Annotated in this window: 22 protein-coding genes and 1 riboswitch (1 of these 23 cut by a window edge); of the genes, 5 read left to right on the top strand and 17 right to left on the bottom strand. The window is 70.2% G+C overall.

Annotated features, from left to right (window positions below; all coding sequences use genetic code 11):
* Positions 1-803, bottom strand: partial view of a metallophosphoesterase family protein gene (locus AC3CH1_RS27820; protein WP_488465419.1) — the 5' portion only. Its footprint begins 4 nt before the window's first position; only the first 803 of its 807 coding nucleotides appear in the window; it begins with the start codon at positions 801-803; its stop codon lies beyond the left edge, outside the window.
* A 278-nt stretch (positions 804-1,081) separates the two neighbouring features.
* Between AC3CH1_RS27820 and AC3CH1_RS27815 the strand changes: the two genes are divergently transcribed.
* Complete coding sequence (locus AC3CH1_RS27815; protein WP_488465418.1) at positions 1,082-2,878, top strand: AMP-dependent synthetase/ligase; 1,797 nt, start codon at positions 1,082-1,084, stop codon at positions 2,876-2,878.
* Positions 2,879-3,037: 159 nt separating this feature from the next.
* Here AC3CH1_RS27815 and AC3CH1_RS27810 read toward each other — a convergent pair whose 3' ends face one another.
* Positions 3,038-4,180: a glycosyltransferase family 4 protein gene (locus AC3CH1_RS27810; RefSeq protein WP_488465417.1), complete on the bottom strand. Its 1,143-nt coding sequence runs from the start codon at positions 4,178-4,180 to the stop codon at positions 3,038-3,040.
* A 106-nt stretch (positions 4,181-4,286) separates the two neighbouring features.
* On the opposite strand from AC3CH1_RS27810, the gene AC3CH1_RS27805 reads away from it, so the two are divergent.
* Positions 4,287-5,543 carry a glycosyltransferase 87 family protein gene (locus AC3CH1_RS27805; RefSeq protein ID WP_488466755.1) on the top strand — a complete coding sequence of 419 codons (1,257 nt, stop codon included), beginning with the start codon at positions 4,287-4,289 and terminating at the stop codon, positions 5,541-5,543.
* Here the strand turns inward: AC3CH1_RS27805 and AC3CH1_RS27800 are convergent.
* From AC3CH1_RS27800 to AC3CH1_RS27780, 5 genes are all read right to left on the bottom strand, one after another.
* Positions 5,519-6,775 (bottom strand): hypothetical protein, encoded by a 1,257-nt coding sequence (locus tag AC3CH1_RS27800; protein WP_488465416.1) that lies wholly within the window; start codon positions 6,773-6,775, stop codon positions 5,519-5,521. The genes AC3CH1_RS27805 and AC3CH1_RS27800 overlap by 25 nt on opposite strands.
* A 70-nt stretch (positions 6,776-6,845) precedes the next feature.
* The gene (locus tag AC3CH1_RS27795) at positions 6,846-7,874 is read right to left on the bottom strand and encodes a C40 family peptidase (RefSeq protein WP_488465415.1); all 1,029 of its coding nucleotides are present in this window, start codon (positions 7,872-7,874) and stop codon (positions 6,846-6,848) included.
* A 254-nt stretch (positions 7,875-8,128) separates the two neighbouring features.
* Positions 8,129-9,154 (bottom strand): C40 family peptidase, encoded by a 1,026-nt coding sequence (locus tag AC3CH1_RS27790; RefSeq protein WP_488465414.1) that lies wholly within the window; start codon positions 9,152-9,154, stop codon positions 8,129-8,131.
* Positions 9,155-9,445: 291 nt separating this feature from the next.
* Positions 9,446-10,807 carry an NYN domain-containing protein gene (locus AC3CH1_RS27785; protein ID WP_488465413.1) on the bottom strand — a complete coding sequence of 454 codons (1,362 nt, stop codon included), beginning with the start codon at positions 10,805-10,807 and terminating at the stop codon, positions 9,446-9,448.
* A gap of 39 nt (positions 10,808-10,846) precedes the next feature.
* Positions 10,847-11,089 carry a hypothetical protein gene (locus AC3CH1_RS27780; protein WP_003969643.1) on the bottom strand — a complete coding sequence of 81 codons (243 nt, stop codon included), beginning with the start codon at positions 11,087-11,089 and terminating at the stop codon, positions 10,847-10,849.
* Positions 11,090-11,282: 193 nt separating this feature from the next.
* On the opposite strand from AC3CH1_RS27780, the gene AC3CH1_RS27775 reads away from it, so the two are divergent.
* Positions 11,283-12,038 (top strand): rhomboid family intramembrane serine protease, encoded by a 756-nt coding sequence (locus AC3CH1_RS27775; RefSeq protein WP_488465412.1) that lies wholly within the window; start codon positions 11,283-11,285, stop codon positions 12,036-12,038.
* The gene (locus AC3CH1_RS27770) at positions 12,035-12,316 is read left to right on the top strand and encodes an Lrp/AsnC family transcriptional regulator (RefSeq protein ID WP_003969641.1); all 282 of its coding nucleotides are present in this window, start codon (positions 12,035-12,037) and stop codon (positions 12,314-12,316) included. Before AC3CH1_RS27775 ends, AC3CH1_RS27770 begins: the two co-directional genes overlap by 4 nt.
* A gap of 95 nt (positions 12,317-12,411) precedes the next feature.
* On the opposite strand, the gene AC3CH1_RS27765 is transcribed toward AC3CH1_RS27770, so the two are convergent.
* The 6 genes from AC3CH1_RS27765 to ctaE form a co-directional block, all read right to left on the bottom strand.
* Positions 12,412-13,791, bottom strand: a complete 1,380-nt coding sequence (locus AC3CH1_RS27765; RefSeq protein ID WP_488465411.1) for an aminotransferase class V-fold PLP-dependent enzyme — start codon at positions 13,789-13,791, stop codon at positions 12,412-12,414.
* Between the two features lie 178 nt (positions 13,792-13,969).
* Positions 13,970-14,087, bottom strand: a riboswitch (SAM riboswitch).
* 105 nt (positions 14,088-14,192) lie between these two features.
* On the bottom strand, positions 14,193-15,257 hold the full coding sequence (gene trpD / locus AC3CH1_RS27760) for an anthranilate phosphoribosyltransferase (protein ID WP_488465410.1): 1,065 nt from the start codon (positions 15,255-15,257) through the stop codon (positions 14,193-14,195).
* A 123-nt stretch (positions 15,258-15,380) separates the two neighbouring features.
* Positions 15,381-17,030, bottom strand: a complete 1,650-nt coding sequence (gene qcrB / locus AC3CH1_RS27755; RefSeq protein ID WP_488465409.1) for a cytochrome bc1 complex cytochrome b subunit — start codon at positions 17,028-17,030, stop codon at positions 15,381-15,383.
* Positions 17,027-18,079 carry a cytochrome bc1 complex Rieske iron-sulfur subunit gene (gene qcrA, locus AC3CH1_RS27750; RefSeq protein WP_274345488.1) on the bottom strand — a complete coding sequence of 351 codons (1,053 nt, stop codon included), beginning with the start codon at positions 18,077-18,079 and terminating at the stop codon, positions 17,027-17,029. The genes qcrB and qcrA overlap by 4 nt, the downstream gene beginning before the upstream one ends.
* Entirely contained in the window at positions 18,076-18,885 is an 810-nt protein-coding gene (gene qcrC, locus AC3CH1_RS27745) for a cytochrome bc1 complex diheme cytochrome c subunit (protein ID WP_488465408.1), read from the bottom strand. Before qcrC ends, qcrA begins: the two co-directional genes overlap by 4 nt.
* A 55-nt stretch (positions 18,886-18,940) precedes the next feature.
* Entirely contained in the window at positions 18,941-19,561 is a 621-nt protein-coding gene (gene ctaE, locus AC3CH1_RS27740; RefSeq protein WP_026290430.1) for an aa3-type cytochrome oxidase subunit III, read from the bottom strand.
* A 199-nt stretch (positions 19,562-19,760) separates the two neighbouring features.
* On the opposite strand from ctaE, the gene AC3CH1_RS27735 reads away from it, so the two are divergent.
* Positions 19,761-20,162 carry a hypothetical protein gene (locus tag AC3CH1_RS27735; RefSeq protein ID WP_488465407.1) on the top strand — a complete coding sequence of 134 codons (402 nt, stop codon included), beginning with the start codon at positions 19,761-19,763 and terminating at the stop codon, positions 20,160-20,162.
* A 58-nt stretch (positions 20,163-20,220) separates the two neighbouring features.
* Here the strand turns inward: AC3CH1_RS27735 and AC3CH1_RS27730 are convergent, their stop codons facing one another.
* The 4 genes from AC3CH1_RS27730 to ctaC form a co-directional block, all read right to left on the bottom strand.
* Positions 20,221-21,474, bottom strand: a complete 1,254-nt coding sequence (locus tag AC3CH1_RS27730) for a L,D-transpeptidase (protein WP_488465406.1) — start codon at positions 21,472-21,474, stop codon at positions 20,221-20,223.
* A 141-nt stretch (positions 21,475-21,615) separates the two neighbouring features.
* A complete protein-coding gene (locus AC3CH1_RS27725; RefSeq protein WP_488465405.1) occupies positions 21,616-22,014 on the bottom strand; it encodes a cytochrome c oxidase subunit 4 in 399 nt (132 codons plus the stop codon).
* A complete protein-coding gene (gene ctaD, locus AC3CH1_RS27720; RefSeq protein WP_050358013.1) occupies positions 22,011-23,747 on the bottom strand; it encodes an aa3-type cytochrome oxidase subunit I in 1,737 nt (578 codons plus the stop codon). Before ctaD ends, AC3CH1_RS27725 begins: the two co-directional genes overlap by 4 nt.
* Complete coding sequence (gene ctaC / locus AC3CH1_RS27715) at positions 23,744-24,712, bottom strand: aa3-type cytochrome oxidase subunit II (RefSeq protein ID WP_488465404.1); 969 nt, start codon at positions 24,710-24,712, stop codon at positions 23,744-23,746. The genes ctaD and ctaC overlap by 4 nt, the downstream gene beginning before the upstream one ends.
* Between the last annotated feature and the right edge of the window lie 109 nt (positions 24,713-24,821).

Raw genomic sequence — 24,821 nt, 5'->3', positions numbered from 1 at the left:
CAGCTCAGCGCCCAGGGTGTTCCGGTCGAGGCGAAGTGGCCGACGTTGACGCACTCGGTGGTACCGATCCGCATCCGGCGGACCAACGGCTGGTGAACATGGCCGAAAAGCGCGTACCGGGGGCGGGTGGCGCGGACGGCCTCCAGCAGGGCGCGGCTGCCGCGTTCGAAGCGGCGGGCGACGGTGTCGTACGTCAGCTCGGGGACCTCGGGCGGGATGTGCGAGCAGAGGACGTCGACCGGGCCGAGCGCCTCGACCTTGGCGGCGTACTCCTCGTCACTGATCTCGTACGGGGTGTTCATCGGGGTCTTCAGGCCGCCGCCGACGAAGCCGAAGACGCGCCCGCCGATCTCGACGCGTTCGCCGTCGAGGACGGTGGTGCCGGGGCGGGCGTACTCGGGCCAGAGGCCGGGGACGTCGACGTTGCCGTAGGTGGCGTACGTCGGAGTGGGGAAGGCGGCGAAGAGTTCGGCGTACTGCTTGCGCACCGCGCCGAGGATCTCGGTGTTGCGGTCGCGGCCCGCCCACAGCTCGCGGCCGAAGGCGCGGGCCTCGTCGTAGCGGCGGGCGGTGCGCAGGGCGACGATGCGGTCGGCGTTCTCCCTGCCGAACAGGTCGGGGAAGATTCCGCGCGAGTGGTCGGCGTAGTCGAGGAAGAGCACCAGGTCACCGAGGCAGATCAGGGCATCGGCGCCGTCCCCGGCGCGGGCCAGGGCCTCGGTGTTCCCGTGTACGTCGCTGACCACGTGGATCCGGGTCGATCCCCCGGCCCGGTCCCGGCTGTCCGGTTCACTGCCTCGCATGGGATCACCCTAGGGTGCCGCTTCCGTCGCTGGTAGACCGTCCGGACCTGCGGTTACTTCCACGTCGGGACGGCAGTGGACTACTGTGCGCGAAAGGGCCATTTATATGTGTGATGCATAAGACATCTGGCCGGAACCCCCTATCCGGAACCGAGTACCGGTGGGTAACGTCCGGGCAGTCCAGTCGTGCTCACCCCACTGAGCACCCGCCAATCTTGGACCGCAGCCGGTGCGTCACACAGAGCCGTGGCACCGGAGCCCGATGAGGAGCAGCAGTCTTGCGCGAGTTCAGCCTTCCGGCCCTGTACGAGGTCCCGACGGACGGCAACCTGACGGATCTCATCCGCCGCAATGCCGCTCAGCATCCCGAAGTCGCGGTGATGAGCCGCAAGGTGGCCGGCGTCTGGACGGACGTCAGCGCCACGCGGTTCCTGGCCGAGGTGAGAGCCGCCGCCAAAGGTCTGATCGCCTCGGGCGTGCAGCCCGGCGACCGGATCGCCCTGATGTCGCGCACCCGTTTCGAGTGGGTGCTGCTGGACTTCGCGATCTGGAGCGCGGGCGCGGTGACCGTGCCGGTGTACGAGACCAGCTCGGCCGAGCAGGTGCAGTGGATCCTCGGTGACTCGGGGGCGGTGGCGGTGCTCGTGGAGAGCGAGGCGCACGCCGCCTCCGTGGCCTCCGTACGGGACGCGCTGCCGGAGCTGGAGCACGTCTGGCAGATCGACGCGGGCGCGGTGGAGGCCCTGGGCAGGGCGGGGGCCGAGGTCTCGGAGGAGACCATGGACCTGCGCACGCGCAGCGCCAAGGCCGACGACCCGGCGACGATCGTCTACACCTCGGGCACCACGGGCCGCCCCAAGGGCTGTGTGCTCACCCACCGCAGCTTCTTCGCGGAGTGCGGCAACGTGGTGGAGCGGCTGAAGCCCCTCTTCCGTACGGGCGAGTGCTCGGTGCTGCTGTTCCTGCCCGCCGCGCACGTCTTCGGCCGGCTGGTGGAGGTGGCCTCGGTGATGGCCCCGATCAAGCTCGGCTGTGTGCCGGACATCAAGAACCTCACCGACGAGCTGGCCTCGTTCCGGCCGACGCTGATCCTGGGCGTGCCCCGGGTCTTCGAGAAGGTCTACAACGCGGCCCGCGCCAAGGCGCAGGCCGACGGCAAGGGCAGGATCTTCGACCGGGCGGCCGACACGGCGATCGCCTACAGCCGGGCGCTGAGCACCCCGCAGGGCCCCGCGCTGGGGCTGAGGCTCAAGCACCGGCTCTTCGACAAGCTGGTCTTCGGCAAGCTCCGCGCCGTCCTCGGCGGCCGGGGCGAGTACGCGATCTCGGGCGGCGCGCCGCTGGGCGAGCGGCTCGGCCACTTCTACCGGGGCATCGGCTTCACGGTCCTGGAGGGCTACGGCCTGACCGAGACCTGCGCGGCGACCGCGTTCAACCCGTGGGACCGGCCGAAGATCGGCACGGTCGGCCAGCCGCTGCCCGGTTCGGTCGTGCGGATCGCGGACGACGGCGAGGTACTGCTGCACGGCGAGCACCTGTTCACCGGTTACTGGAAGAACGAGTCGGCCTCGGCCGAGGCGCTGGCCGACGGCTGGTTCCACACCGGGGACATCGGCACGCTCGACGAGGACGGCTACCTCGCGATCACCGGCCGCAAGAAGGAGATCATCGTGACGGCGGGCGGCAAGAACGTCGCCCCCGCGGTGATCGAGGACCGCATCCGCGCGCACGCCCTGGTCGCGGAGTGCATGGTGGTCGGCGACGGCCGTCCGTTCGTCGGCGCGCTGGTCACGCTGGACGAGGAGTTCCTGAGCCGCTGGGCCGAGGAGAACGGCAAGCCGGTCGGCTCGACGGCCCTGTCGCTGCGCGAGGACGCGGAGCTGCTGGCCGAGGTGCAGCGGGCGGTGGACGACGGGAACGCGGCGGTCTCCAAGGCCGAGTCGGTGCGCAAGTTCCGTATCCTGCCCGCCCAGTTCACCGAGGAGGCGGGCCACATCACGCCGTCGCTGAAGCTGAAGCGGAATGTGGTGGCGAAGGACTTCGCGGACGAGGTGGAGTCGATCTACCGCTCCTGAGGGGTGCACCGCGCCTGAGAGAACCACCGCGCCCGAGCGGTAGGACGCGCCCGAGCGGTGGGACGCACCTGCGCGGTGGGACGCACCTGCGCGGTGAGACGCGTACGGAGGGGCCCGCGCCTGGTGACCAGGCGCGGGCCCCTCCGTCGTACGGCGTGGTCACAGCAGGGTCTTGAGCTTCTCCGCCAGCAGGTCCCAGCGCCACTTCTCCTCGACCCAGGCCCGGCCCCGCTCCCCCATCCGCTGCCGCAGCTCCGGGTCGCCGAGCAGCGTCACGATCCGGTCCGCCGACTCCTCGGCGCTGCCGCCGCGCACCACCCACCCGGTCTCGCCGTCGAGCACCGCGTCCGGGGCGCCGCCCGAGTCGCCGGCCACCACGGGCAGCCCGGTCGCGGACGCCTCCAGGTAGACGATCCCGAGGCCCTCCACGTCGAGCCCCCGCCGCCGGGTGCGGCAGGGCATCGCGAAGACGTCCCCGGCCCCGTAGTGCGCGGGCAGCTCGGCCCAGGGAACGGGGCCGGTGAAGCGCACCGAGTCCTGGACCCCGGTCCGGGCCGCGAGCCGCTCCAGGTCCTTGGCGTACGGTCCGCCGCCGACGATCAGCAGCACGGCGTCCGGGACCTGCGCGAGGATCGCGGGCATGGCCAGGATCAGCGTGTCCTGGCCCTTGCGCGGCACCAGACGGGAGACGCAGACGACCACGGGGCGGTCCGAGAGCCCGAGGCGGGCCCGGACCCGGTCCCCGCCGGACGCCGGGTGGAAGGTCTTCTCGTCGACGCCGGGCGGCAGTTGGACCATGCGCCCGGCGGCCTCGGGGGTGAGGGCCCCGGCGATCCGGGAGCGGGTGTACTCACCGAGATAGGTGATCGTGTCCGTGGCGTCGCCGATCCGGCGCAGCAGCTGTCGGGAGGCGGGCAGTTGCGCCCAGCCGGCCTCGTGGCCGTGGGTGGTGGCGACGAGGCGCCGGGCGCCCGCGCGGCGCAGCGCGGGGACCATCAGGCCGAGCGGGGCGGCGGCGCCGAACCAGACGGAGGTGCAGCCGTGCTCGCGCAGCAGACCGGTGGCCCGGTCGGTGACGCGCGGAGTCGGCAGCAGCATCGTCGTCCGGTCGCGGACCACGGGGAACGGCTGCTCGGCGTCGAAGGCGGCGGTGGCCGCAGCGCCCTCCTCGCCGCGCTTCCAGGTGGAGGCGTAGACGACGACCCGGTCGGGATCCAGGCGCAGCGCCATGTTGTGCAGGAACGCCTGGATGCCACCGGGGCGGGGCGGGAAGTCATTGGTCACGATCAAGGTCTTGTCCATCGTCGCCGACAGTACCCAACGGCCGCGCTTCACCGCTGTCGCGCTCTCCCGACGGCATCATGAGCCGCCGGGAACCCGGCCGGACACGAGCGACGAGGAGGCGGCGATGGCGGCGACGGCGGCACGAGAACCCGTCGGCGCCGGGCCGTGGCAGTACGCGCTCTGGGCGCTGACCCGGGCCTGGCTGCTGGCCTGTGTGTTCAAGCTGGTCACGGTGCCCGGCCCGGACGTCACGGTGGACGTGTCGGTGATCTACCGGAGCTGGTACGAGACGCTGCTGACCGGCACGTATCCGCTGGACGACGTCACCTGGCAGTACCCGCCCGGGGCCGCCCTGGCGATTCTCTCCCCCGCCCTGCTGCCGTTCCTGGAGTACGCGACCTCGTTCTTCGTGCTGGTGCTGCTCTGCGACGCGCTGGTGCTGGGGCTGCTGCTGTGCGCGGGGCGGTGGCCGGGGATAAGGACGGCGGGTGCGTGGGTGTGGATCGCGGGGGTGCCGCTGCTGGGTCCGACGGTCTACGCCCGCTACGACCTGGTGGTGACGGCGGTCGCGGTGGCGGCGCTGCTGGCGGGGGTGCGCCGGCCCCGGGCGCTGGGGGCGCTGGCGGCCTTCGGGGCGCTGCTGAAGGGGTGGCCCGCGCTGTTGCTGGTCGGGGTGCGCAAGGGACGTCCGACGCGGGCCGCGTGGACGTCGGCGGCGCTGACGGCGGCGGGGCTCGCGGCGGCGTTCGCGCTGTGGATGCCGGGGGCGTTCGCGTTCCTGGCCTTCCAGCGGGACCGGGGCACCGAGGTCGAGTCCCTGGGGGCACTGGTCTTCCACGTGGCACGGCGGTTCGGCTGGGAGGGGCGGGTGGAGCTGCGCTACGGCTCGCTGGAGTTCGTCGGCCCGCACGTGGAGCTGGTGTCGACGCTGGCGTTGGGGCTCGGCGTCCTGGCACTGGGCTGGCTGCTGCTGTGGCGGCTGCGGGCCCGGACGTTCGCCGCGCACACCCCGGCCGAGGCGGCGTTCACCGCGGTGCTGCTGTTCACGGTCACCAGCCGGGTGATCAGCCCGCAGTACGTGGTGTGGCTGGTCGGACTCGCGGCGGTGTGCCTGGTCTTCCGGAAGGCGGCGATGACGCTTCCGGCGGTGCTGGTGCTGGTGGCGGCGGGGGTGACGCTGCTGGAGTTCCCGGTCGGCTTCGGCCATGTGGTGGCGAGCGACGTGTGGGGCGTGGCGCTCCTTCTCGTACGGAACGGGCTGCTGGTGGCTGCCTCGCTGGTCGCGGGGCGGCGGCTGTGGCGGTCGACGGTGCCGGGGAGGCCACGTGCCCGGGGCGCTCTTCTCGCGGGCGGGGGTCAGCCGAGCCGGGTGGCGAGGTAGTCGCGCCAGTCGGCGGTGAACTGCCCGGGGGTGGTGTCGAGCACCGCGTTCAGCGCCTGCTCCACCGCCCCTTCGCGCCCGTCGTGCGCGCCTACGGCCTCGTAGAAGGCGATCAGCTTCTCCTTGCCCCACCGCTCCGCGATCAGCTCGCAGGCCAGCCAGCCGCCCTCGTAGGCTCCCGCGAGTTTCGCCGGGTCGCCGTCGAAGCCGAAGTCCGGGTCGGCCGGGAGTTCGGCGGGGGTCCGGCCGCTGCGGACGGCCTCGGCCAGTTCGGGGGCGATGGTGTCGGCGGCGCGGTCCTCGCCCCGGTAGGCGGTCCAGTCGGCGAAGCCCTCGGAGAGCCAGACGGGGGTGGCGGTGGAGGTGCTGGTCCGGGTGGCGACATGGGTCGTCTCATGGGTCAGGACGATCCGCTGCCCGAAGCTGCCCAGGGTGGCGTACGCCTGCGGGTTGACGATCACCCGGTCGGCGATGGCCGGGCGCTCGCCGGTGCCGCCGACCTCGCCGGTGGTGACGGCGGCGATGCCCCGGTAGTCGGCCTCCGGGGAGCCCAGCAGCCCCGCCATGTCCTCGACGGAGTCCGGGACGAGGACGACCACCCGGCGGGTCCAGGGCCTCGGCCAGGCGTCCGAGACGGCCGGCACGGCGAGGTCCACGGTGTCGGCGACCTGGCGCAGCTCGCTCCTGGACCGGCCGACGCCCAGGACGATGCTGTGCTCGCCCTCGGCGACCTCGACGTCCCCCTGCTGCCACAGCTGCCCGGAGGCGCCCTCGGCGGGCCGGTCGGCGGTGATGTACCAGCGCTCGCCGTCGCGCATCAGCTCCAGGACGCGGCGGGTGGCGACCGGGGCGGTGTCGTACCCGTCGATGCGGTAGCGCAGCTCCACGTCGGCGGTGGCCCACTGCCCGTCCTGCTGGTCGATGTCCTTGACGTCGTAGGTCCAGGACTTCAGGGGCACGTCGGCGAGCCGGTCCAGCTCGGTGCGCTGGGCGGCCCGCAGCTTCGCGGCGTCCGGCGCGAGGCCGTCGACGTAGCCCGCCGGGTCGTGGGCGAGGACGGCCGCCGCGCGGCGTTCCAGGGTGGCGTCGAGGGCGCCGGTGGTGAGGGAGGTGTCCGTGTCGCCGGGGGCCGTGCAGGCGGCCGCGGTCAGGAGCACGGCGAGCAGCGGGCCCGCCGGGCGCCGTCGTCCCCGGGGGCGTCCCCCTCGCGCGTCACGTCCTCGTACGGCCACCTTGCCGATCGTACGGTCAGATCCGTCCGTGCGGTCAGATCCGTTCGTACAGTCAGATCCGTTCGTACGGTCAGATCCGGGTCACCGAGGAGACGGGCATCATGCCGACCGGATCGTAGCGGACCGGGGCGCCCGGGTAGGGGGCGTGGATGACCTGGCCGTTGCCGACGTACATGCCGATGTGGCTGGCGTCCGCGCGGTAGGCGACCAGGTCTCCGGGGAGCGCCTGGGAGAGGGGCACCATGCGGCCCGCGTGGCGCTGGGCCTGGGAGGTGCGGGGCAGGCTCACCCCGGCCTGGGCGTAGGCCCACTGCATCAGGCCGGAACAGTCGAATCCGGAGGGCCCGTTGGCGCCCCAGACGTAGGGTCTCCCGAGCGCCTGGTGGGCGGCGGCCACGGCGGACGTCGCGCGGCCCGAGCCGGGGGCGACGCCGGAGAGGTCGGGCGGCCCTTCGCGGCCCGAGCGCGAGGCCCGCTCGAAGTCGGCGCGTTCCTCCGGCGGCAGCGAGTCCAACAGTCGGCGGGCCTCGCGGAGCTTGGACTCGACGGCGTGCTTATGGCGGGTGACGGCGGCCCGGTTGCGCTCCAGCTCGGTCAGGGCGCGGGTGGTCTCCGCGCGGGTCTGGGCGAGCTTGCGCTGGGCGTGCCGCAGTTTGTCCAGGGTCATCGCCTGGCGGGCGCCGGCCCGGTCGAGGGCGGCGGCCCGCTCCAGGTAGGTGTCCGGGTCGGCGGAGAGCAGCAGGGCGAGCGCCGGGTCGATGGAGCCGGTGCGGTACTGCGCGCCCGCCATCGCGCCCAGCGCGTCGCGCATCCGGTTGACGCGTTCCTGGCCCCGGGCCGTGGCGTCCTGGGAGCGGTCCGCCTCGCCGCGCAGCCGGTCCACGCGCTCCCCGGCCTCGTTGTAGCGCTCGGTGGCCTGCTCGGCCTGTCCGTAGAGGCGGTCGACGGCTGCCTTGGCGCTCTCCCGGGTCTCCTTCGGGTCGGCGCTCGCCGGGGCCCCGGTCAGCGTCGCGGCCGCGGTGGCGGCGGCCGCCGAGACGACCGTGACCCGGACGCCTCTGGTGAAGCCGGACGGTGTGGAACGGCGATGGGACACCACAGGTAGCCGCACTCCCTTCCGCTGACGCGGTAGTGCGCAGCCCCTGCCGCCCGGGACGGGCGGACGGAGACCGGGAGCTGCGCGGCAGCCAGACAGTAATCGCGCGACTACGCACCGGCAAAAGACCGCGCCGGTGGCGGCGGAGGGGTCCAACGCGGCCGCCCCGCCGGTGACCTTGGTCTCCGGCGGGGCGGGGCGTCAGTGCGGTGCCCGGCGATTCCCTCGTTCGGGTGCGCCGTGGGCGGGCCGTGCCGTCAGATGCGGACGCCGAACTGGAAGGTGCCCATGTAGTCCATCGACTCGTAGCGGACGACGGTGCCCGGCTTCGGGGCGTGCAGGATCTGGTTGTTGCCGGCGTAGAAGCCGACGTGCGCCAGGTTGTTGAAGAAGACCAGGTCGCCCGGCTTGAGCTGGCTGCGGCCGATCTTCGTGCCGTCGTTGTGCTGGGTGAACGTGGTCCGGGTGATGGAGACGCCGGCCTGGGCGAAGGCCCACTGGGTCAGCCCGGAGCAGTCGTAGGAGCTGGGGCCCGAGCCGCCGGAGACGTACGGCTTGCCGATCTGCGTGGCGGCTGCGGCCAGGGCGGCGGCTCCACGGCCGGACGCGGGGGACTCGTTGCCGAGCTCGACCCGGTCGCTGGCGGCGCGGCTGGCGCGCTGCTCGTCCTTCTGCATCTTGGCGCGCTCGGCCTGGGTCAGCGAGTTGAGCAGCTGCTGGGCGTCGGCCAGTTTGCCCTGGTACTTCTTCTTGTTCTCGCCGAGCGCCTTGCGGACGTCGGCGAGGTCGCCGAGCTTGTCCTGCGCTTCCTTGCGCTGCTGGGCGAGGGTGCGCTGCTTGGACTGGATCTTCTGCAGCGACTCCGTCTGCTTGACCGTCAGCTGGTCGAGCGCGGAGGCCTGGTCGAGGAAGCTGTCCGGGTCCGAGGCGAGGAAGAGGGCCACGGAGGGGTCGATGCCGCCGGAGCGGTACTGCGCGGTGGCGATCGAACCGAGTTCGGTGCGCAGCGTGTTGAGCTCGGCCTGGCCGCGGGCGACCTTGTCCTGGAGCGCGTCGACTTCCTTCTTCAGGTTGTCCTGCTGCTCCTTGGCCCCGTTGTACTTCTCGGTGGCGGCCTCGGCCTCGTGGTAGAGCTTGTCGACCTTCGCCTTGACCTCGCCCTTGCTCGGCTTGGGGTCGGCGTGGGCGGCCTGCGAGGTCAGGGCCACGGCCGCGGCGGCGGTCGCGGTGAGCACGGTCACGCGAGTGCGGCTCGGCTGCTTGGGACGACGGTGGGACGCCACGAAGGCGAGCTCCTTCTTCCTCAGAGCCGCCTACCGGGCTGGGGGGAGAGATTCCCCGGCTCCGTGCACATGACGGACTCGGCGGTTCCTTCGCCGTCGCCCCCGATGGGCGATCAACCGTGCGAAGGTTCGAGGCCTGACCCTAGTGACCATCTTGTGATCAGTTCAAATCCTCACAGGATTTTTCTCGTCACATCAGGCACTTCTTTGCTCTCACCCCACCGCGTGTAGCGGCGACTTGACGGTACGTTCCCAGAAAACCGGCATGTCACACATGCCGCGCATATTCCGCTAGACACGCGAAAGGCGCTTGAGGAGCAAGACGGACGCGACCGGTCGCGCACCGGCCTTGGCCACGCCGTCCGCCACCTCCCGGTCGGTGGAGACGACCACCACGGGCCGCCCCGGCGGTTCCGCGCGGGCCAGTTGACGGATCAGCTCGTCCGCCGTGACCCCGGCCTTGCTGAACAGCACCCGTACGCCCCGGGGCGGGGCCAGCAGCACCGGGGCGGCCAGTTCGGCCCCGTCGAAGACGCAGGTCATCTCGGCGCCGGTCTGCGCCGCGAGCACCGAGAGCCCGCCCAGCAGCCGCAACCGCTGCTTCTCCAGCGGCATCTGGGGATAGCCGGTCTTGGTGACGTTGTAGCCGTCCACGATGAGGTGGGCCTGCGGCAGCGCCAGCAGCTGGTCGAGCAGCGCCGGATCGGTCTCCGAAAGGGCCCTGGCCGCAATGTCCTTGGGTGACATCCGGCCGGGCTCCACCGCGTCCACGGTGTCGGCGGGACGCGTCGTCGCCGGGGGGAGCGCCAGCTCCCGGCGCAGCCCCGAGGCCGCGTCCAGCACGGTGTCCAGGAGCAGCCGCAGCCGCATGTCCTCCACCGAGCGGCCCTCGCGCGCGGCCCGGCGGCTCGCCTCCAGGGCTGCCTCGGCCTCCCCCAGCCGCCCCTTGAGCCGGCGCGACTCGCTCTCCGCGGCGGAGAGCTGGGCCGCCGACTCGGCGCGTACGGTGTCGGCCTCGGCGGCGCCGCGGCGCAGGGCGGCCTCGCCGCGCTTCACCTCGCTCAGGGCGCTGCGCAGCTTGCGGTGCAGCGACTCGGCCTCCTTGCGGGCCGCCTCCAGCTCGGTGCGCAGCCGCTCGGTCTCGGCGCGGGTGTGGGCGCGGGCCCGCTCCAGCTCCTCGCGCAGGTGCTCCAGTTCGCGCCGGGTCTCCTCGTCGGCCCGTTCCGCGTCGGCGCGCTGGACCTCCTCGCCGGCCGATTCGACCAGCTTGACCCAGCCGACCGGGCGCAGCACGTAGGCGGCCGCGGCCACATCGAGGGGATCGGCGGCGGCGGGCGGCGAACCCGCCTCCAGCGCACCGGTCAACACGGGCTGGGACTGGCCGAGGCGCTCCCCGATGCGCTGCCGGAAGAGGGCGTCGCCCTCCAGCGCGGCGGCCATCGCGTTCCCCGCGAACTTCGCCCGCCGGGTCGGGGTGAACCGGGCGTACTGCCGTAGCTGGGCGGGCAGTTCGGAGACGGTCAGGCCCCCGAACGCGTCCGAGACCAGCGCGATCACCCGCCGTCGGACACCCTCGGGCAGCGGACGGCCGAGCACCTCCGCACCGCCGTCGGCCTCATCGGCCGGTCCGGCGCCGCTGGTCGGCTGATCCACCGTCCGTCACCCCATAGATATGTCGAAGGGTGCGCTCCCTCAGGAAGCGGCACCCGGCCTGTCCACCAGTTCGATCTGGTCCACCGCGTTGCACCAACGACAGCGGACCGACTCGATGGTCTCACTGACGACCTCCCGCTCCTCGACACTCGACTCACCGGCCAGGTCGAGATGGACGTACTCCACGACCTTGGAGGAGCGGGTCACGTCGAAGCGCGTGAGATTGCCGCACAGTGTGCAGCGCCAGCGGGTCGAGTCGGTCGGCAGGGGAACCGTCGTCATCGTTGGGTCCTCTTTCGTCGTCGCCAGAAGCCCGCGCCGGGCGCGCCGCCGCGTCTCCACCTGTCTACGTCAAGGATCTCGCGGTGCGCCGTCGAACTGCGGAAGTCCTGGCGTAACCCTACGGCCTCGCGTATAGGCATCGGTACGGCGAGGCGCTCCGTCCGGTTCTCCACCGGTACGTCATGCTCTGTCCATGACCGATGGGCGGCAGACCGACTGGCGGACCACGGCGGGGAGGATCCGGGACGCGGCGGCGTCGAGCGGCGCCCCGGTCACCTACGGGCTGATCGCCGTCTGCGGTGTGATCTTCCTGATCAGCCCGCTCTCCGGGTTCGGCGGCGCCGCCCACGGGAGCGAGGACGCGCTCCTCGCCGCGCAGGCCGGGTACTTCGAGCGGTGGGGAGTGATCCCCGCCGAGCTGTGGGCGGGGTCCGCGCATGCGCTGATCACACCGTTCACCGCACTGTTCGTGCACGGCAGCTGGCTGCACCTGCTGGGGAACCTGTTGTTCCTGTACGTGTTCGGCGCGATGGCCGAGGAACGCATGGGCCGGTTGCGGTTCGCCCTGTTCTACGTGGGCTGCGGCTATGTGGCCCTGGTCTGCTACGCGGCGGCGCACGCGGACTCCGAGCAGACGCTGGTCGGTGCGTCGGGGGCGATCTCCGCGGTGCTCGGCGCGTTCCTCTACCTGTTCCCCCGGACCCGTGTGACCAGCCTGTTCCCGTTCCTCTTCTTCCTGCCGCTGCGCTTCCCCGCCTGGATGGTGCTGGTCTTCTGGTTCGGGCTCCAGTGGGCGGCGGCGCAGGGGGCGGGCAGCGGACCCGGGGTGGCGTACCTGGCGCATGTGGCGGGCTTCGCGGCCGGGTTCCTGTGCGCCTGGGTGGGGTACCGGGGTGGGGCTAGAGTGAAGGTTCCAGCCACGGCCACCGAGGGAGACAGCCAGCCGTGATCACCGCGATCGTGCTCATCAAGACCAGCGTGGACCGGATTCCGGAGATCGCCGAGGCCATCGCCGCGCTGGACAGTGTCAGCGAGGTCTTCTCCGTCACCGGCACCTACGACCTGATCGCCATGGTCCGGGTCGCCCGGCACGACGACCTCGCCGATGTCATCCCCGGCCGGATCAGCAAGATCCCGGGCGTCGAGGGCACCGACACGCACGTGGCATTCCGTACGTACTCCCAGCACGACCTGGAAGCCGCCTTCGCCATCGGCCTCGACGCGTAGGGCCCGACGCCGGGCCCCGGGGCGCACCGGCGACGCACCTCGGCCGGGGACGGGCAGCGCGCCCGTCCCCGGCCGAGGTGTTTCATCAGAACGTGTCAGACCTGGGCGGCTTCGCCCCGGTCCGGGACGCAGCGGCCGTCCTCGGTGCGGTAGTTCCACCGGGCGCCCTCGCGGACCAGTTCGGTGACCGCCCGCAGGAACCGGTCGATGTGCTCGTCGGGCGTACCGGCTCCGAAGCTCACCCGGATCGCGTTGAGCGACCGCTCGCCCGGCTCCGCCTCCGGCGCCCCGCACTCCCCCGGGTCCTGCGGGTCGCTGCCGAGCAGGGTGCGCACCAGCGGGTGGGCGCAGAAGAGGCCGTCGCGCACGCCGATGCCGTACTCGGCGGAGAGGGCGGCGGCGAAGTGCGAGCTGTTCCAGCCGCGCACCACGAAGGAGATGACACCGACCCGGGGGGCGTCGTCGCCGAACAGCGAGAGCACCCGCACCTCGGGCACCTCGGCGAGCCCCTCGCGGACCCGGCCCACCAGCTCCTGCTCCCGGGCGACCAGACCCTCGAAGCCCGCCTCGGTCAGGGCCTTGCAGGCGGAGGCGATGGAGTAGACGCCGATGACGTTGGGCGAACCGGCCTCGTGGCGGGCGGCCGTGGTGTGCCAGTCGACGTCCACGCCGCCGTCGGCGCGCCGGGCGACCTTGCGGGACGCGCCGCCGCCGGCGAGGTACGGCTCGGCGGCCTGGAGCCAGTCGGCGCGGCCGGCCAGGACGCCGGAGCCGAAGGGCGCGTACAGCTTGTGGCCGGAGAACGCGACCCAGTCGACGTCGAGTTCGGCGATGTCCACGGGGTGGTGCGGGGCGAGCTGCGCGGCGTCCAGGACGATCCGGGCGCCGTGCGCGTGGGCGGCGGCGGCCAGTTCCCGTACCGGCCACAGCTCGCCGGTCACGTTGGACGCGCCGGTGACGCAGACGAGGGCGGGGCCGTAGGGGTCGCGGTCGGCGAGCGCGCGCTCCAGGGTCTCGACGGCCTGGGCCGGGGTGCGGGGCGCGTCGAGGTAGGTGACCTGGGCGTCGCGCCAGGGCAGCAGGGACGCGTGGTGCTCGGTCTCGTAGACGAAGACCTGGCAGCCGGCGGGGATCGCGGCGGCCAGCAGGTTGAGGGAGTCGGTCGTGGAGCGGGTGAAGACCACCTGGTCGTCCGCGCGGCAGCCGAGGAACTCCGCGACCGTGCGGCGGCTGTTCTCGAAGAGGTCGGTGGAGAGCTGTGAGAGGTAGCCGGCGCCTCGGTGGACGCTGCCGTAGTACGGGGCGTACGCGGCGACGTCGTCCCAGACCCGCTGGAGGGCCGGGGCGCTGGCGGCGTAGTCGAGCGCGGCGTAGGTCACCTCACCGCCGGTGACGAGCGGGACCGTAACGTTCTGCCCCAGAACGGGCAGAGGGGCACAAACCGACGAGTCGAGGGCAGCGGTGGGGACAGACATGGCGAACTCCCGTAGAAGACAGGCGAAATCCATGCGCCGGCAGTACGCGGCAGCGCAGGGAGGGGGAAGAGAAAAGGGTGCGCTGAAGAAGGGCGGTCAGCCCTAGCGCATTCGCTTGCTCACAGAAGACTCCCTAGGGACCAGGACCCCGGGGGCTGGCATCCGCTGGATGCCGAGGGGCCCGCGCTTGCCGCAGACCTCGCTGCCTGCGGCCTGGTCTTCACCCGGGGCACCCCGCCACGGACGGAGGGTTGCCGGACAGCGGGCCGGGGCCGTAGTCGCTGTCACTCATGACCTGCGCAGCATCTTGCCATACGTGCGCACACGCGCAAGGGCGCGGTCCGGCATCCGGACTGCGCCCTGTGTCACCCCGTGCTGCCCGGAGGCGTCCCGTCGCGCACTCAGGCGTTGCTGGCCGCGACCCAGCGCTCCAGGGCCCGCTTGGCGGCCCCGGAGTCGATGGCCTCGGCCGCGACGAGGATCTTCGCCGCGAGCTGTTCGGTCAGCGTGCCGGGGCCCGGGTCCAGGGCGACCAGGGCCGCCGCCGAGTTGAGCAGGACCGCCTCCCGTACCGCGCCGCCCTCGCCGTCCAGCAGCCGGCGGGCCACGTCGGCGTTGTACGAGGCGTCGGCGCCGCGCAGCGCCTCGACGGGGACGATGGGCAGCCCGACGTCGCGCGGGTCGAAGGGCTCCGCGCGGACCGCGCCGTCGCGCACCACCCAGACCCGGGAGGTGGCGGTGGTGGTCAGCTCGTCGAGGCCGTCGTCGCCGCGGAAGACCAGGGCGGAGTTGCCCCGGTCGGCCAGCACGCCCGCGACGATGGGCGCCATCCGGGCGTCGGCGACGCCGACCGCCTGCGCGCGGACCTGGGCCGGGTTGGTGAGGGGGCCCAGGATGTTGAACGTGGTCTGCGCGCCGAGTTCCTTGCGGGCCTTGGCGGCGTACCGCAGGGCGGGGTGGAACTTCACGGCGAAGCAGAAGGTGATGCCCGCCGCTTCGGCGACCTCGACGACCCGCTGCGGGGTCAGCTCCAGATTGACGCCGAGCTTCTCCAGTACGTCGGAGGAGCCGCTGGCGGAGGAGGCGGCGCGGTTGCCGTGCTTGACGACCTTGGCGCCGGTGCCGGCGATGACGATCGCGGACATGGTCGAGATGTTGACCGTCCTGGCGAGGTCGCCGCCGGTTCCGACGATGTCCACGGTCCGGCCCGGCACGTGGATGGTGTTGGCGTGGGCGTACATCGCGCGGACCAGTCCGGTGACCTCGTCGACGGTCTCGCCCTTGGCCCGCAGCGCGACGGCGAACCCGGCGATCTGCGCGTCGGTGGCCTCGCCGCTCATGATGCGGTCCATGGCCCAGGCGGTCTCCTCGGAGCTGAGGTCCTCGCCGCGCAGGAGGGGGTTCAGGAGGCCGGGCCAGGAACGGTCCGCCACGCTGTCGCCGCCGTTCGGGGTCACAACGTTCATGGTCCGCTCCAGGGTCCACAGCCGGTCAGGAAAGATGGCTCCACCCTATCCAGGCGGGGGGACCGCGAAGAGCCCCGTCCATCGAATGGACGGGGCTCTCACGGTGGCGATCAGTTCAGGTGATCAGTGGTGGCCGTGGCCCTCGCTGATCTCCTTGTACTCCTCGGGGGTCGCCTTGGGGATCTGGTTCCCGTCGGCGAAGTACCCCTTGCTGAGCTTGGCGCGCAGCTTCTGTACCGGGGAGATCTTGCGCTTGACGCCGTTCTCGTCGACCGCGGGGCCGAGGTCGAGCGGCTGGTACTGCTCGTGCGCCGTGAGCGTGTGCAGCTGCCCGGGGCTGAGCGGCTCGTGGATCTCGACGAACTCACCGTGCGGCAGGCGCTTGATGATGCCGGTCTCACGACCGTGCAGCACCTTCTCCCGGTCGCGGCGCTGGAGGCCGAGGCAGATCCGCTTGGTGACGATGAACGCGATGACCGGTCCGACGAAGAAGAAGATCCGGACGAACCAGGTGATGGCGTTGATCGACAGGTGGAAGTGCGTGGCCCACAGGTCGTTCCCCCCGCCGACGAGGCCGATGAAGTACGCCGTGATCCAGGCGACGCCGAAGCCCGTACGGGTCGGGGCGTTGCGCGGACGGTCCAGGATGTGGTGCTCGCGCTTGTCGCCGGTGACCCAGGACTCGATGAACGGGTACACCGCGATCGCGGTGAGGACCACGCCGAAGCCGACCAGCGGGATGAACACGCCCAGGGCGAGCGTGTGGCCCCACAGGTTGATCTCCCAGCCCGGCATCACACGGACCAGTCCCTCGGCGAAGCCCATGTACCAGTCGGGCTGGGCGCCGGTGGACACCTGGTCGACCCGGTACGGGCCGAGGGCCCAGATCGGGTTGATCGTGGCGATGGCCGAGATGGCCGCGATGACGCCGAAGACGAGGAAGAAGAACCCTCCGGCCTTCGCCATGTACACGGGCAGCAGCGGCATGCCGACGACGTTCTTGTTGGTCCGGCCGGGACCCGCGAACTGCGTGTGCTTGTGGTAGAAGACCAGGATCAGGTGCGCCACCAGCAGGCCGAGCATGATGCCCGGCAGCAGCAGGATGTGGATCGAGTAGAACCGGGCCACGAAGTCGTGGCCGGGGAACTCGCCGCCGAACAGGAACATGGAGATGTACGTGCCGACGATCGGCACGGACAGGATCGCGCCCTGGGTGAAGCGGACACCCGTACCGGAGAGCAGGTCGTCCGGCAGGGAGTAGCCGGTGAACCCGGTGAACATGCCGAGCACGAACAGCAGGAAGCCGAAGAGCCAGTTGATCTCGCGCGGCTTGCGGAACGCGCCCGTGAAGAAGACGCGCATCATGTGCACGAACATGGCGGCCAGGAAGATCAGCGCGGCCCAGTGGTGGATCTGCCGGACGAGCAGACCGCCGCGGACCTCGAAGCTGATCTTCAGCGTCGAGGCGTAGGCCTCGGACATCCGGATGCCCTGCATGGGCTCGTACGGACCGTGGTAGACGATCTCGCCCATGCTCGGCTGGAAGAACAGCGTCAGATACACACCCGTGAGGATGATGATGATGAAGCTGTAGAGCGCGACCTCACCGAGCATGAAGGACCAGTGGTCCGGGAAGATCTTGCGCATGTTGGCCTTGGCGAGGCCGTAGATGCCCAGCCGGCCGTCCGCCCAGTCGGCCACCCGCTCGCCGGCCGGAGCCTTGCGCCCGCTCGCCGGTCCGGCGGCGGAGGGGTTCTTTGTCGCAGTACTCATCCGCGCTCCCAGAAGGCAGCACCGACGGGCTCGTCGAAGTCGCCGAGCGCCTCGAGGTTGCCCTCGCTGTTGACACCGATCCGCAACTGCGGAAGGGGGTGGCCGGCCGGACCGAAGATGACGCGAGCGCCGTCGGAGAGGTCGAAGGTGGACTGGTGGCACGGGCAGAGCACGTGGTGCGTCTGCTGCTCGTACAGGCTGATCGGACAGCCGACGTGGGTGCAGATCTTGGAGAACGCGACGATGCCCTCGTGGGCCCAGTCACGCTGGCGCTTGTCCTTGATGTCGTCCGGCTCGATGCGGACGATCATCAGGGCCGCCTTGCCCATCTGCGTCTGGAAGTCGTGCGACTCCGGGTCGAGCCCCTCGGGCATGGCGAAGGCCAGCGACCCGACGGTGATGTGCTCGGGGCGCAGCGGCTTCATCGTGTTCATGTTGATGAGCTGCTTGCCCTCGGCCCACAGAGTGGTGCGGAGCTTCTTCTCCGGCAGCGGACCGAGGTCGCGCAGCAGGACCACGCCGGAGAGCGGCACCAGGGCCAGCGCACCGAACATGGTGTTGCGGATCAGCTTGCGACGGCCGATCGCGGACTCCTCGGCACCGGCCCTGAAGTCGGCCAGGACCTGGGCCTTGACCTCGGGCGGGGCCTCGATCGGGTGGCGGTCGGCGGCGACCTCGACGTCGGACATCAGGGTGCGCGCCCAGTGGACGGCTCCCGCGCCGATGAAGAAGAGCGCCGCACCCAGGGTGAGCCCCAGGGAGAAGTTGAGCGCGCTCACATGGCCGAACGGCCAGATGTAGACGATCTTGTCCACCGGGAAGATGACGTAGGAGGCGATGAAGCCCACCGTCGCCAGCATCGAGAGGGTGAACATGAACGCGACGGCGCGTTCCGAGCGGTTCGCGGCGCGTTCGTCGAGGTCCTGGATGCGCGGCTGGTGGGCCGGCAGTCCCGGGTCGGCGAACGGGTCGTCGTGACGCTCCACCGCGCCGTGCGCGGTCTCCTGCACCACGGGCAGGTTGTCTTCTGGAATCTGTTGGCTACTCATGACTTCTTGGCCTTAGCGGTGTGGGCCGCGACCCAAACGGCGACTGCGACGAGCGCGCCGAGTCCGAAGATCCACGCGAACAGACCTTCGCTGACCGGACCGAGACCGCCGAGGGCCAGGCCGCCGGGGCTCTCCGTCTCGTCACCGTTCACGGTCTCGATGTACGCGATGATGTCCTTCTTCTCCTGCTCCGGCATCGTCGTGTCGGGGAAGGAGGGCATGCTCTGCGGGCCGGTCTGCATGGCCTCGTAGATGTGCTTCGGGCTCACGCCTTCGAGGTCGGGGGCGTACTTGCCCTCCGTCAGGGCTCCGCCCTTACCGGTGAAGTTGTGGCACTGGGCGCAGTTGGTGCGGAACAGTTCGCCACCGTTGGCGACGTCCGCGCCCGCGGGGTCGACCTGCTTGTCGGTCGGCGTGATGGGACCGGCGCCGAGCGACGCGACGTACGCCGCGAGCTGGTCGATCTCCGCCTGGGTGTAGATGACCTTCTTCTTCGGTACCTGGGCGCCCGGCTGCTGCGCGGGCATACGGCCCGTACCGACCTGGAAGTCGACGGCGGCGGAGCCCACGCCCACGACGGACGGCCCGTCGGTGGTGCCCTGACCGCCGGTTCCGTGGCAGCTGGCGCAGCCTACGGAGTAGAGCTTCTTGCCCTCTTCGATGGCGAGGGACTGGGCGGTTTCATCGGCCTGCGCCTTGCCCGCAGGCGCGAACGCGGCGTACAGCCCCCCGGTGGCCGCCAGCGCGAGGAGTAGTACGACGACCGCCGCCAGCGGATGGCGTCGTCGTGCGGAGAGCTTTTTCACGGATTACCCCGGTGTCAGGATCTTCTGCGTCGATGGTGGGAGGGTGCGAGCCCGGTTACTTGATCATGTAGATCGTTGCGAACAGGCCGATCCATACGACATCGACGAAGTGCCAGTAATAGGACACGACGATGGCTGCGGTGGCCTGGTCGTGGGTGAACCTCTTGGCCGCGTACGTTCTGCCGAGAACCAGCAGGAAGGCGATGAGGCCGCCCGCCACGTGCAGGCCGTGGAAGCCGGTGGTCAGGTAGAACACCGATCCGTACGGATCGGACGAGAGGGAGAGCCCCGCGTCCTTGACCAGCTCCACGTACTCCAGGACCTGGCCGCCGATGAAGATCGCACCCATCACGAACGTGATGATGAACCAGGTGCGGAGCTTCTTCACATCGCCCCGCTCGGCTGCGAAAACGCCGAGCTGGCAGGTGAGTGAGGAGAGCACCAGGATCGTGGTGTTCGTCGCCGAGAACGGGAAGTTCAGATGATCGGACATCTCCTTCCAGTAATCGGGTCCCATCACCGATCGCAGGGTGAAGTACATCGCGAAGAGGGCCGCGAAGAACATCAGCTCGGAACTCAACCAGATGATGGTTCCGACGCTGGTGAGGTTCGGCCGATTGACCGACGGGTGCGCGTGCCCGGTTTCTACTGTCGTTGCTGTCGCCACGACCGACATTATGTCGGTCGCTTATCCCGCCCTCACCCCGGGGGGTGCCGTTCGGTGTGTCCGTACCGTCTGCAGGGGTCGCACCCTGCGCCGAACGGCCCATCGGAAGGTCGTCATTACCGGTGCTGACGGCCGGTCGGGCGGAGTACGATCCGCGCATCGGTTCATGCCCCGAGAGCCCCGACGACGTCGATGTCACGGAGGAACAATGCAGGCGACCGCCACGGTCCTGGTCTACAGCGACGACGCCAACATCCGCGAGCAGGTGAGGCTGGCAGCCGGTCGCAGGCCTGCCGCGGACGTGCCACCGGTGGAGTTCCTGGAGTGCGCGACGCTCCCGGCCGTCCTCAAGGCGCTCGACGCCGGCGGCGTCGACGTCTGCGTGCTGGACGGGGAGACGGCTCCCATCGGCGGCATGGGGGTCTGCCGCCAGATCAAGGACGAGATCTTCCGCTGCCCGCCGGTGCTCCTGCTGATCGGCCGCCCGCAGGACGCGTGGCTGGCCACCTGGAGCCGGGCGGAGGCCGCCGTGACGCTCCCGGTGGACCCGGTGGAGTTCGCCGACGCGCTGGCGGCGCTGCTGCGCCACCGGCTCGCCGTGGAGGCCTGAGAGGCCCCTGTGGCCCGCTGAGGGACGTTCCGCGCGCCCGGGCACTCCTGGCCCGGGGTCAGACGTGGGGACGCAGCCGGGCGGCCTGGAGCGTCTGCGGGCTGTCCGGCGCCCCCTCGTGGAGGGCGCTGCCCTTCTGCCACTTCTCCCAGGAGAGGTTCCAGTCGCCGAACCCGTTGCCGAACGGGTCCATGTCCTCCCCCTCGCTCCCGACGACCTTGACGATGTCGCCCTCGCGCACGGTGTCGAAGAACCATTCGGCGTTGTCGGTGCTCATGCCGGTGCAGCCGTGGCTGACGTTGGCGCTGCCCTGGGAGCCGGTGGACCAGGGGGCGGCGTGGACGTACTCGCCGCTCCAGGTCACCCGGGTGGCCCAGTAGACCGGCAGGTCGTACGACTCCGACGAGCCGGCGGCGATGCCGATGCTCTCGCCGCGCATACGGACGAACTGCTCCTTGGCGAGCACCACCTTGACCCCGTTGCGGGTGGAGAAGCCGGGCTTGCCGGTGGTGACCGGAATGGTGTTGATCACTTCTCCGTTCCGGAGCACCGTCAGGGTGTGGTCCGCGGCGTCGGTGATGGCCTCGATCCGGTCGCCGGTGGCGAGCTTCAGGGGCTTGGCCTCGGCTCCGTAGAGCGCGTTGGTCACCTTGATGCCCGCCAGGTTGGAGCGGACCTCGATGGCGGCGTTCGCGGGCCAGTACTCCTTCGGGCGGTAGTGCAGCTTCTTGTCGTCGACCCAGTACCAGGAGCCGGTGACGGCCGGGGTGGAGCGGACCTTCAGGGCCCGTTCGACGGTGGCCCTGGCCGCCTTGTCGGTGATCGGAGCGCTCAGTTCCGCCGTGATGGGCTGTCCGACGCCGTAGGTGCCCGTCTCCGGGCCGAAGGCGACCTTGAGCAACTTCTTGGGCGATGAGGTGTCGAAGGAGAGCGTACGGACGCCTGGGGCGCCGTCGCTGTTCTCCGTGGCGACCCTGACGGTGTATCCGGTGCCGGCCGCGAGCGGGGCGGTGGAGCGCCAGCGCCTCCCGTCGGCGGAGAGCTCTCCCGCGAGGTGGCGGCCGCCGGTGTCCACGGCGCTGACGTCGGTGATGCGCCCGTCGTCGCCCTTGACGGTGACTTCCAGGGGCTTGTCGGGGTCGGCCTTCTCCTTGTCGGAGGGGCCGTTGAAGGAGACCTGGTCACCCGCGTCGTAAGGCTTCGTGGAGAGCGGGTGGCCGTCGGGCGAGCCACAGGCGGTCGCACCCGCGGCGAGGGTCACGACCAGCAGGGTGCAGCTCACTACGGTGCGGATGCGCGGCGTGTGGTTCATGCCGTCCACGCTAAGAAGATTCATCCGTTCCAGCGCGTTCAGTGACTGCAAACGAGCGAAGGGCCCGCGTCGCTGTCGGCGATGCGGGCCCTTCGTGGTGTAGCGCGTGTCACCGGCGGTGCGGTGTCACGGGGTGCGGTGTCACTGGGTGCGGTTCTCGCCCCGGTAGTACTCGAAGACCCAGCCGAAGAGGCCGATCAGGAGCAGGGGGGCGGAGAAGTACAGCAGCCACCAGCCGAAGACGACGCCCATGAAGGCGAAGGCTCCGCCGATCGCAAGGGAGAGCGGCTGCCAGCTGTGCGGGGAGAAGAACCCCAGCTCGCCCGCCTCGTCGGCGACGTCCGCTTCCTTGTTGTCCTGGGCCATGGCGTCGACCCGGTTGGCCGTGAAGGCCAGGTAGAAGCCGATCATGACGGACAGCCCGAAGGCCAGGAAGAGGGCCGTGGTGCCGACCGGCTCCTTGGACCACACGCCGTACACGATGGCCATGGCGAGGATGAAGACGCTCAGCCAGATGAACATCTGTCCCTGGATCTTCACTTGCCTGCCTCCTTGCCGCCGGCGAGGGCCTTGTCCGACTCGGAGAGGTGGTCGAGCTGTTCGAGCGCCGTGATCTCCGGGTGGTGCAGGTCGAACGCCGGGGATTCGGAACGGATCCGCGGCAGCGTGAGGAAGTTGTGCCGCGGCGGCGGGCAGGAGGTCGCCCACTCCAGCGAACGGCCGTAACCCCACGGGTCGTCGACCTCGATCTTCTTGCCGTACTTCGCGGTCTTCCAGACGTTGTAGAAGAACGGCAGCATCGACAGGCCGAGGAGGAACGAGGAGATCGTCGAGATCGTGTTCAGCGCGGTGAAGCCGTCGGCGTCGAGATAGTCCGCGTAACGACGCGGCATGCCCTCGGCACCGAGCCAGTGCTGCACCAGGAACGTGCCGTGGAAGCCCACGAACAGCGTCCAGAACGTGATCTTGCCGAGCCGCTCGTCCAGCATCTTGCCGGTGAACTTCGGCCACCAGAAGTGGAAGCCGGAGAACATCGCGAAGACCACGGTGCCGAAGATGACGTAGTGGAAGTGCGCGACGACGAAGTACGAGTCCGAGACGTGGAAGTCCATCGGGGGCGAGGCGAGGATGACGCCGGTCAGACCACCGAAGGTGAAGGTGATCAGGAAGCCGACGGCCCAGAGCATCGGTGTCTCGAAGGACAACGACCCCTTCCACATCGTGCCGATCCAGTTGAAGAACTTCACGCCTGTCGGCACGGCGATGAGGAACGTCATGAAGGAGAAGAACGGCAACAGCACACCGCCCGTGACGTACATGTGGTGCGCCCACACCGTCACGGAAAGGCCGGCGATGGCGATCGTCGCGGAGATCAGACCGATGTAGCCGAACATCGGCTTGCGGCTGAATACCGGGATGACCTCGGAAATGATTCCGAAGAATGGCAACGCGATGATGTACACCTCTGGATGGCCGAAGAACCAGAAGAGGTGTTGCCAGAGCAATGCGCCGCCGTTGGCCGCGTCGAAGATATGCGCACCGAATTTTCGGTCCGCCTCCAGCGCGAAGAGCGCGGCGGCGAGGACCGGGAAGGCCAGCAGGACCAGGACACCGGTCAGCAGGACGTTCCAGGTGAAGATCGGCATGCGGAACATCGTCATGCCGGGTGCGCGCATGCAGATGATCGTGGTGATGAAGTTGACCGAGCCGAGGATCGTGCCGAAGCCGGAGAAGGCCAGACCCATGATCCACATGTCGGCGCCGACGCCCGGCGAACGGACCGCGTCCGAGAGCGGGGAGTAGGCGAACCAGCCGAAGTCGGCCGCACCCTGCGGGGTGAGGAAGCCGGCCACCGCGATGAGGGAGCCGAAGAGGTACAGCCAGTACGCGAACATGTTCAGCCGCGGGAACGCCACATCGGGCGCGCCGATCTGCAGCGGCATGATCCAGTTCGCGAATCCGGCGAACAGCGGCGTCGCGAACATCAGCAGCATGATCGTGCCGTGCATCGTGAACGCCTGGTTGAACTGCTCGTTCGACATGATCTGCGTGCCCGGACGGGCCAGCTCGGCGCGCATGAAGAGCGCCATGAGTCCGCCGATGCAGAAGAACACGAACGACGTGACCAGGTAGAGCGTACCGATCGTCTTGTGGTCAGTGGTGGTCAGCCACTTCACGACGATGTTTCCCGGCTGCTTGCGCCGCACGGGCAGCTCGTCCTCGTACGAGTCGTCTGCCGGAGCGGCACCCTGAGGTTCGTTGAGGATGCTCACAGTTGGTTCTTCTCCGCATTCCTGGCCGGGTCCGTCTGCGCGATGCCTGCCGGCACGTAGCCCGTCTGACCCTTCTCAGCCAGCTCCTTGAGGTGCTGCTGGTAACGCTCCGGGGAGACGACCTTCACGTTGAAGAGCATCCGGGAGTGGTCGGCGCCACAGAGCTCGGCGCACTTGCCCATGAAGGTGCCCTCGCGGTTGGGGGTCACCTCGAACACGTTGGTGTGGCCCGGAATGACGTCCTGCTTCATGAGGAACGGCACCACCCAGAAGGAGTGGATGACGTCACGCGAAGTCAGGACGAAACGGACCTTCTCGCCCTTCGGCAGCCACAGGGTCGGACCCGGGTTGCCGTTCTGCGGATTGCGAGTCCCGGGGATGCCCACGTCGTAGACGCCGCCGGCGCCCTCGGGGAAGTCCTCCTGGAACTTGTCGGGGATGGCGTTGAGCTCCTTGGGGACCCCGGGGCCCGCCGCGGGCTGGCCATCCACCTTCTCGATGTAGTTGAAGCCCCAGCTCCACTGGAAGCCGACCACGTTAATGGTGTGGGCGGGCTTGTCGGAGAGCTCGAGGAGCTTCGACTCATCACGTGCGGTGAAGTAGAAGAGCACCGAGACGATGATGAGGGGAACCACTGTGTACAACGCCTCGATGGGCATGTTGTACCTGGTCTGCGGAGGTACCTCCACCTTGGTCCTGCTACGCCGGTGGAAGAAGACGCTCCAGAGGATCAGCCCCCAGACAAGGACACCCGTGACGAGCGCTGCCGCCCACGAGCCTTGCCAGAGGGAGAGGATCCGAGGGGCCTCTTCCGTAACCGGAGTGGGCATTCCGAGGCGGGGGAAATCCTCCCAGTTGTATGAACAACCGGAGGCCGTCGCCAGGACCAGGCCCGCAGTCAGCACCTGCGGCAGCTTCCGCCGCATCGGGCGCCGCGACGAGCGGTCGGAGCCGTTGGGACTCACGTAGCGCCTTCCCGAGAGTCTCGCCCGCACGGTCGGCGCGCCCGTATGTCTCTGGTCGGTCGCCGGCCCTGACGCGGGCAGGGGTTTGGATGTTTATGCGGACCAAACC

It is taken from the genome of Streptomyces sp. MGP-P1 (genome assembly GCF_057766565.1).
This window is presented reverse-complemented; position numbering and strand designations above follow the sequence as displayed.

What these genes read in the sequence shown, in the direction of transcription:
- AC3CH1_RS27810 (WP_488465417.1), bottom strand. Translation starts at nt 4,180, where the DNA reads ATGGACAAGACCTTGATCGTGACCAATGACTTCCCGCCCCGCCCCGGT.
- AC3CH1_RS27805 (WP_488466755.1), top strand. Translation starts at nt 4,287, where the DNA reads ATGGCGGCGACGGCGGCACGAGAACCCGTCGGCGCCGGGCCGTGGCAG.
- AC3CH1_RS27780 (WP_003969643.1), bottom strand. Translation starts at nt 11,089, where the DNA reads ATGACGACGGTTCCCCTGCCGACCGACTCGACCCGCTGGCGCTGCACA.
- AC3CH1_RS27775 (WP_488465412.1), top strand. Translation starts at nt 11,283, where the DNA reads ATGACCGATGGGCGGCAGACCGACTGGCGGACCACGGCGGGGAGGATC.
- AC3CH1_RS27765 (WP_488465411.1), bottom strand. Translation starts at nt 13,791, where the DNA reads ATGTCTGTCCCCACCGCTGCCCTCGACTCGTCGGTTTGTGCCCCTCTG.
- trpD (WP_488465410.1), bottom strand. Translation starts at nt 15,257, where the DNA reads ATGAACGTTGTGACCCCGAACGGCGGCGACAGCGTGGCGGACCGTTCC.
- qcrB (WP_488465409.1), bottom strand. Translation starts at nt 17,030, where the DNA reads ATGAGTACTGCGACAAAGAACCCCTCCGCCGCCGGACCGGCGAGCGGG.
- qcrA (WP_274345488.1), bottom strand. Translation starts at nt 18,079, where the DNA reads ATGAGTAGCCAACAGATTCCAGAAGACAACCTGCCCGTGGTGCAGGAG.
- ctaE (WP_026290430.1), bottom strand. Translation starts at nt 19,561, where the DNA reads ATGTCGGTCGTGGCGACAGCAACGACAGTAGAAACCGGGCACGCGCAC.
- AC3CH1_RS27735 (WP_488465407.1), top strand. Translation starts at nt 19,761, where the DNA reads ATGCAGGCGACCGCCACGGTCCTGGTCTACAGCGACGACGCCAACATC.
- AC3CH1_RS27730 (WP_488465406.1), bottom strand. Translation starts at nt 21,474, where the DNA reads ATGAACCACACGCCGCGCATCCGCACCGTAGTGAGCTGCACCCTGCTG.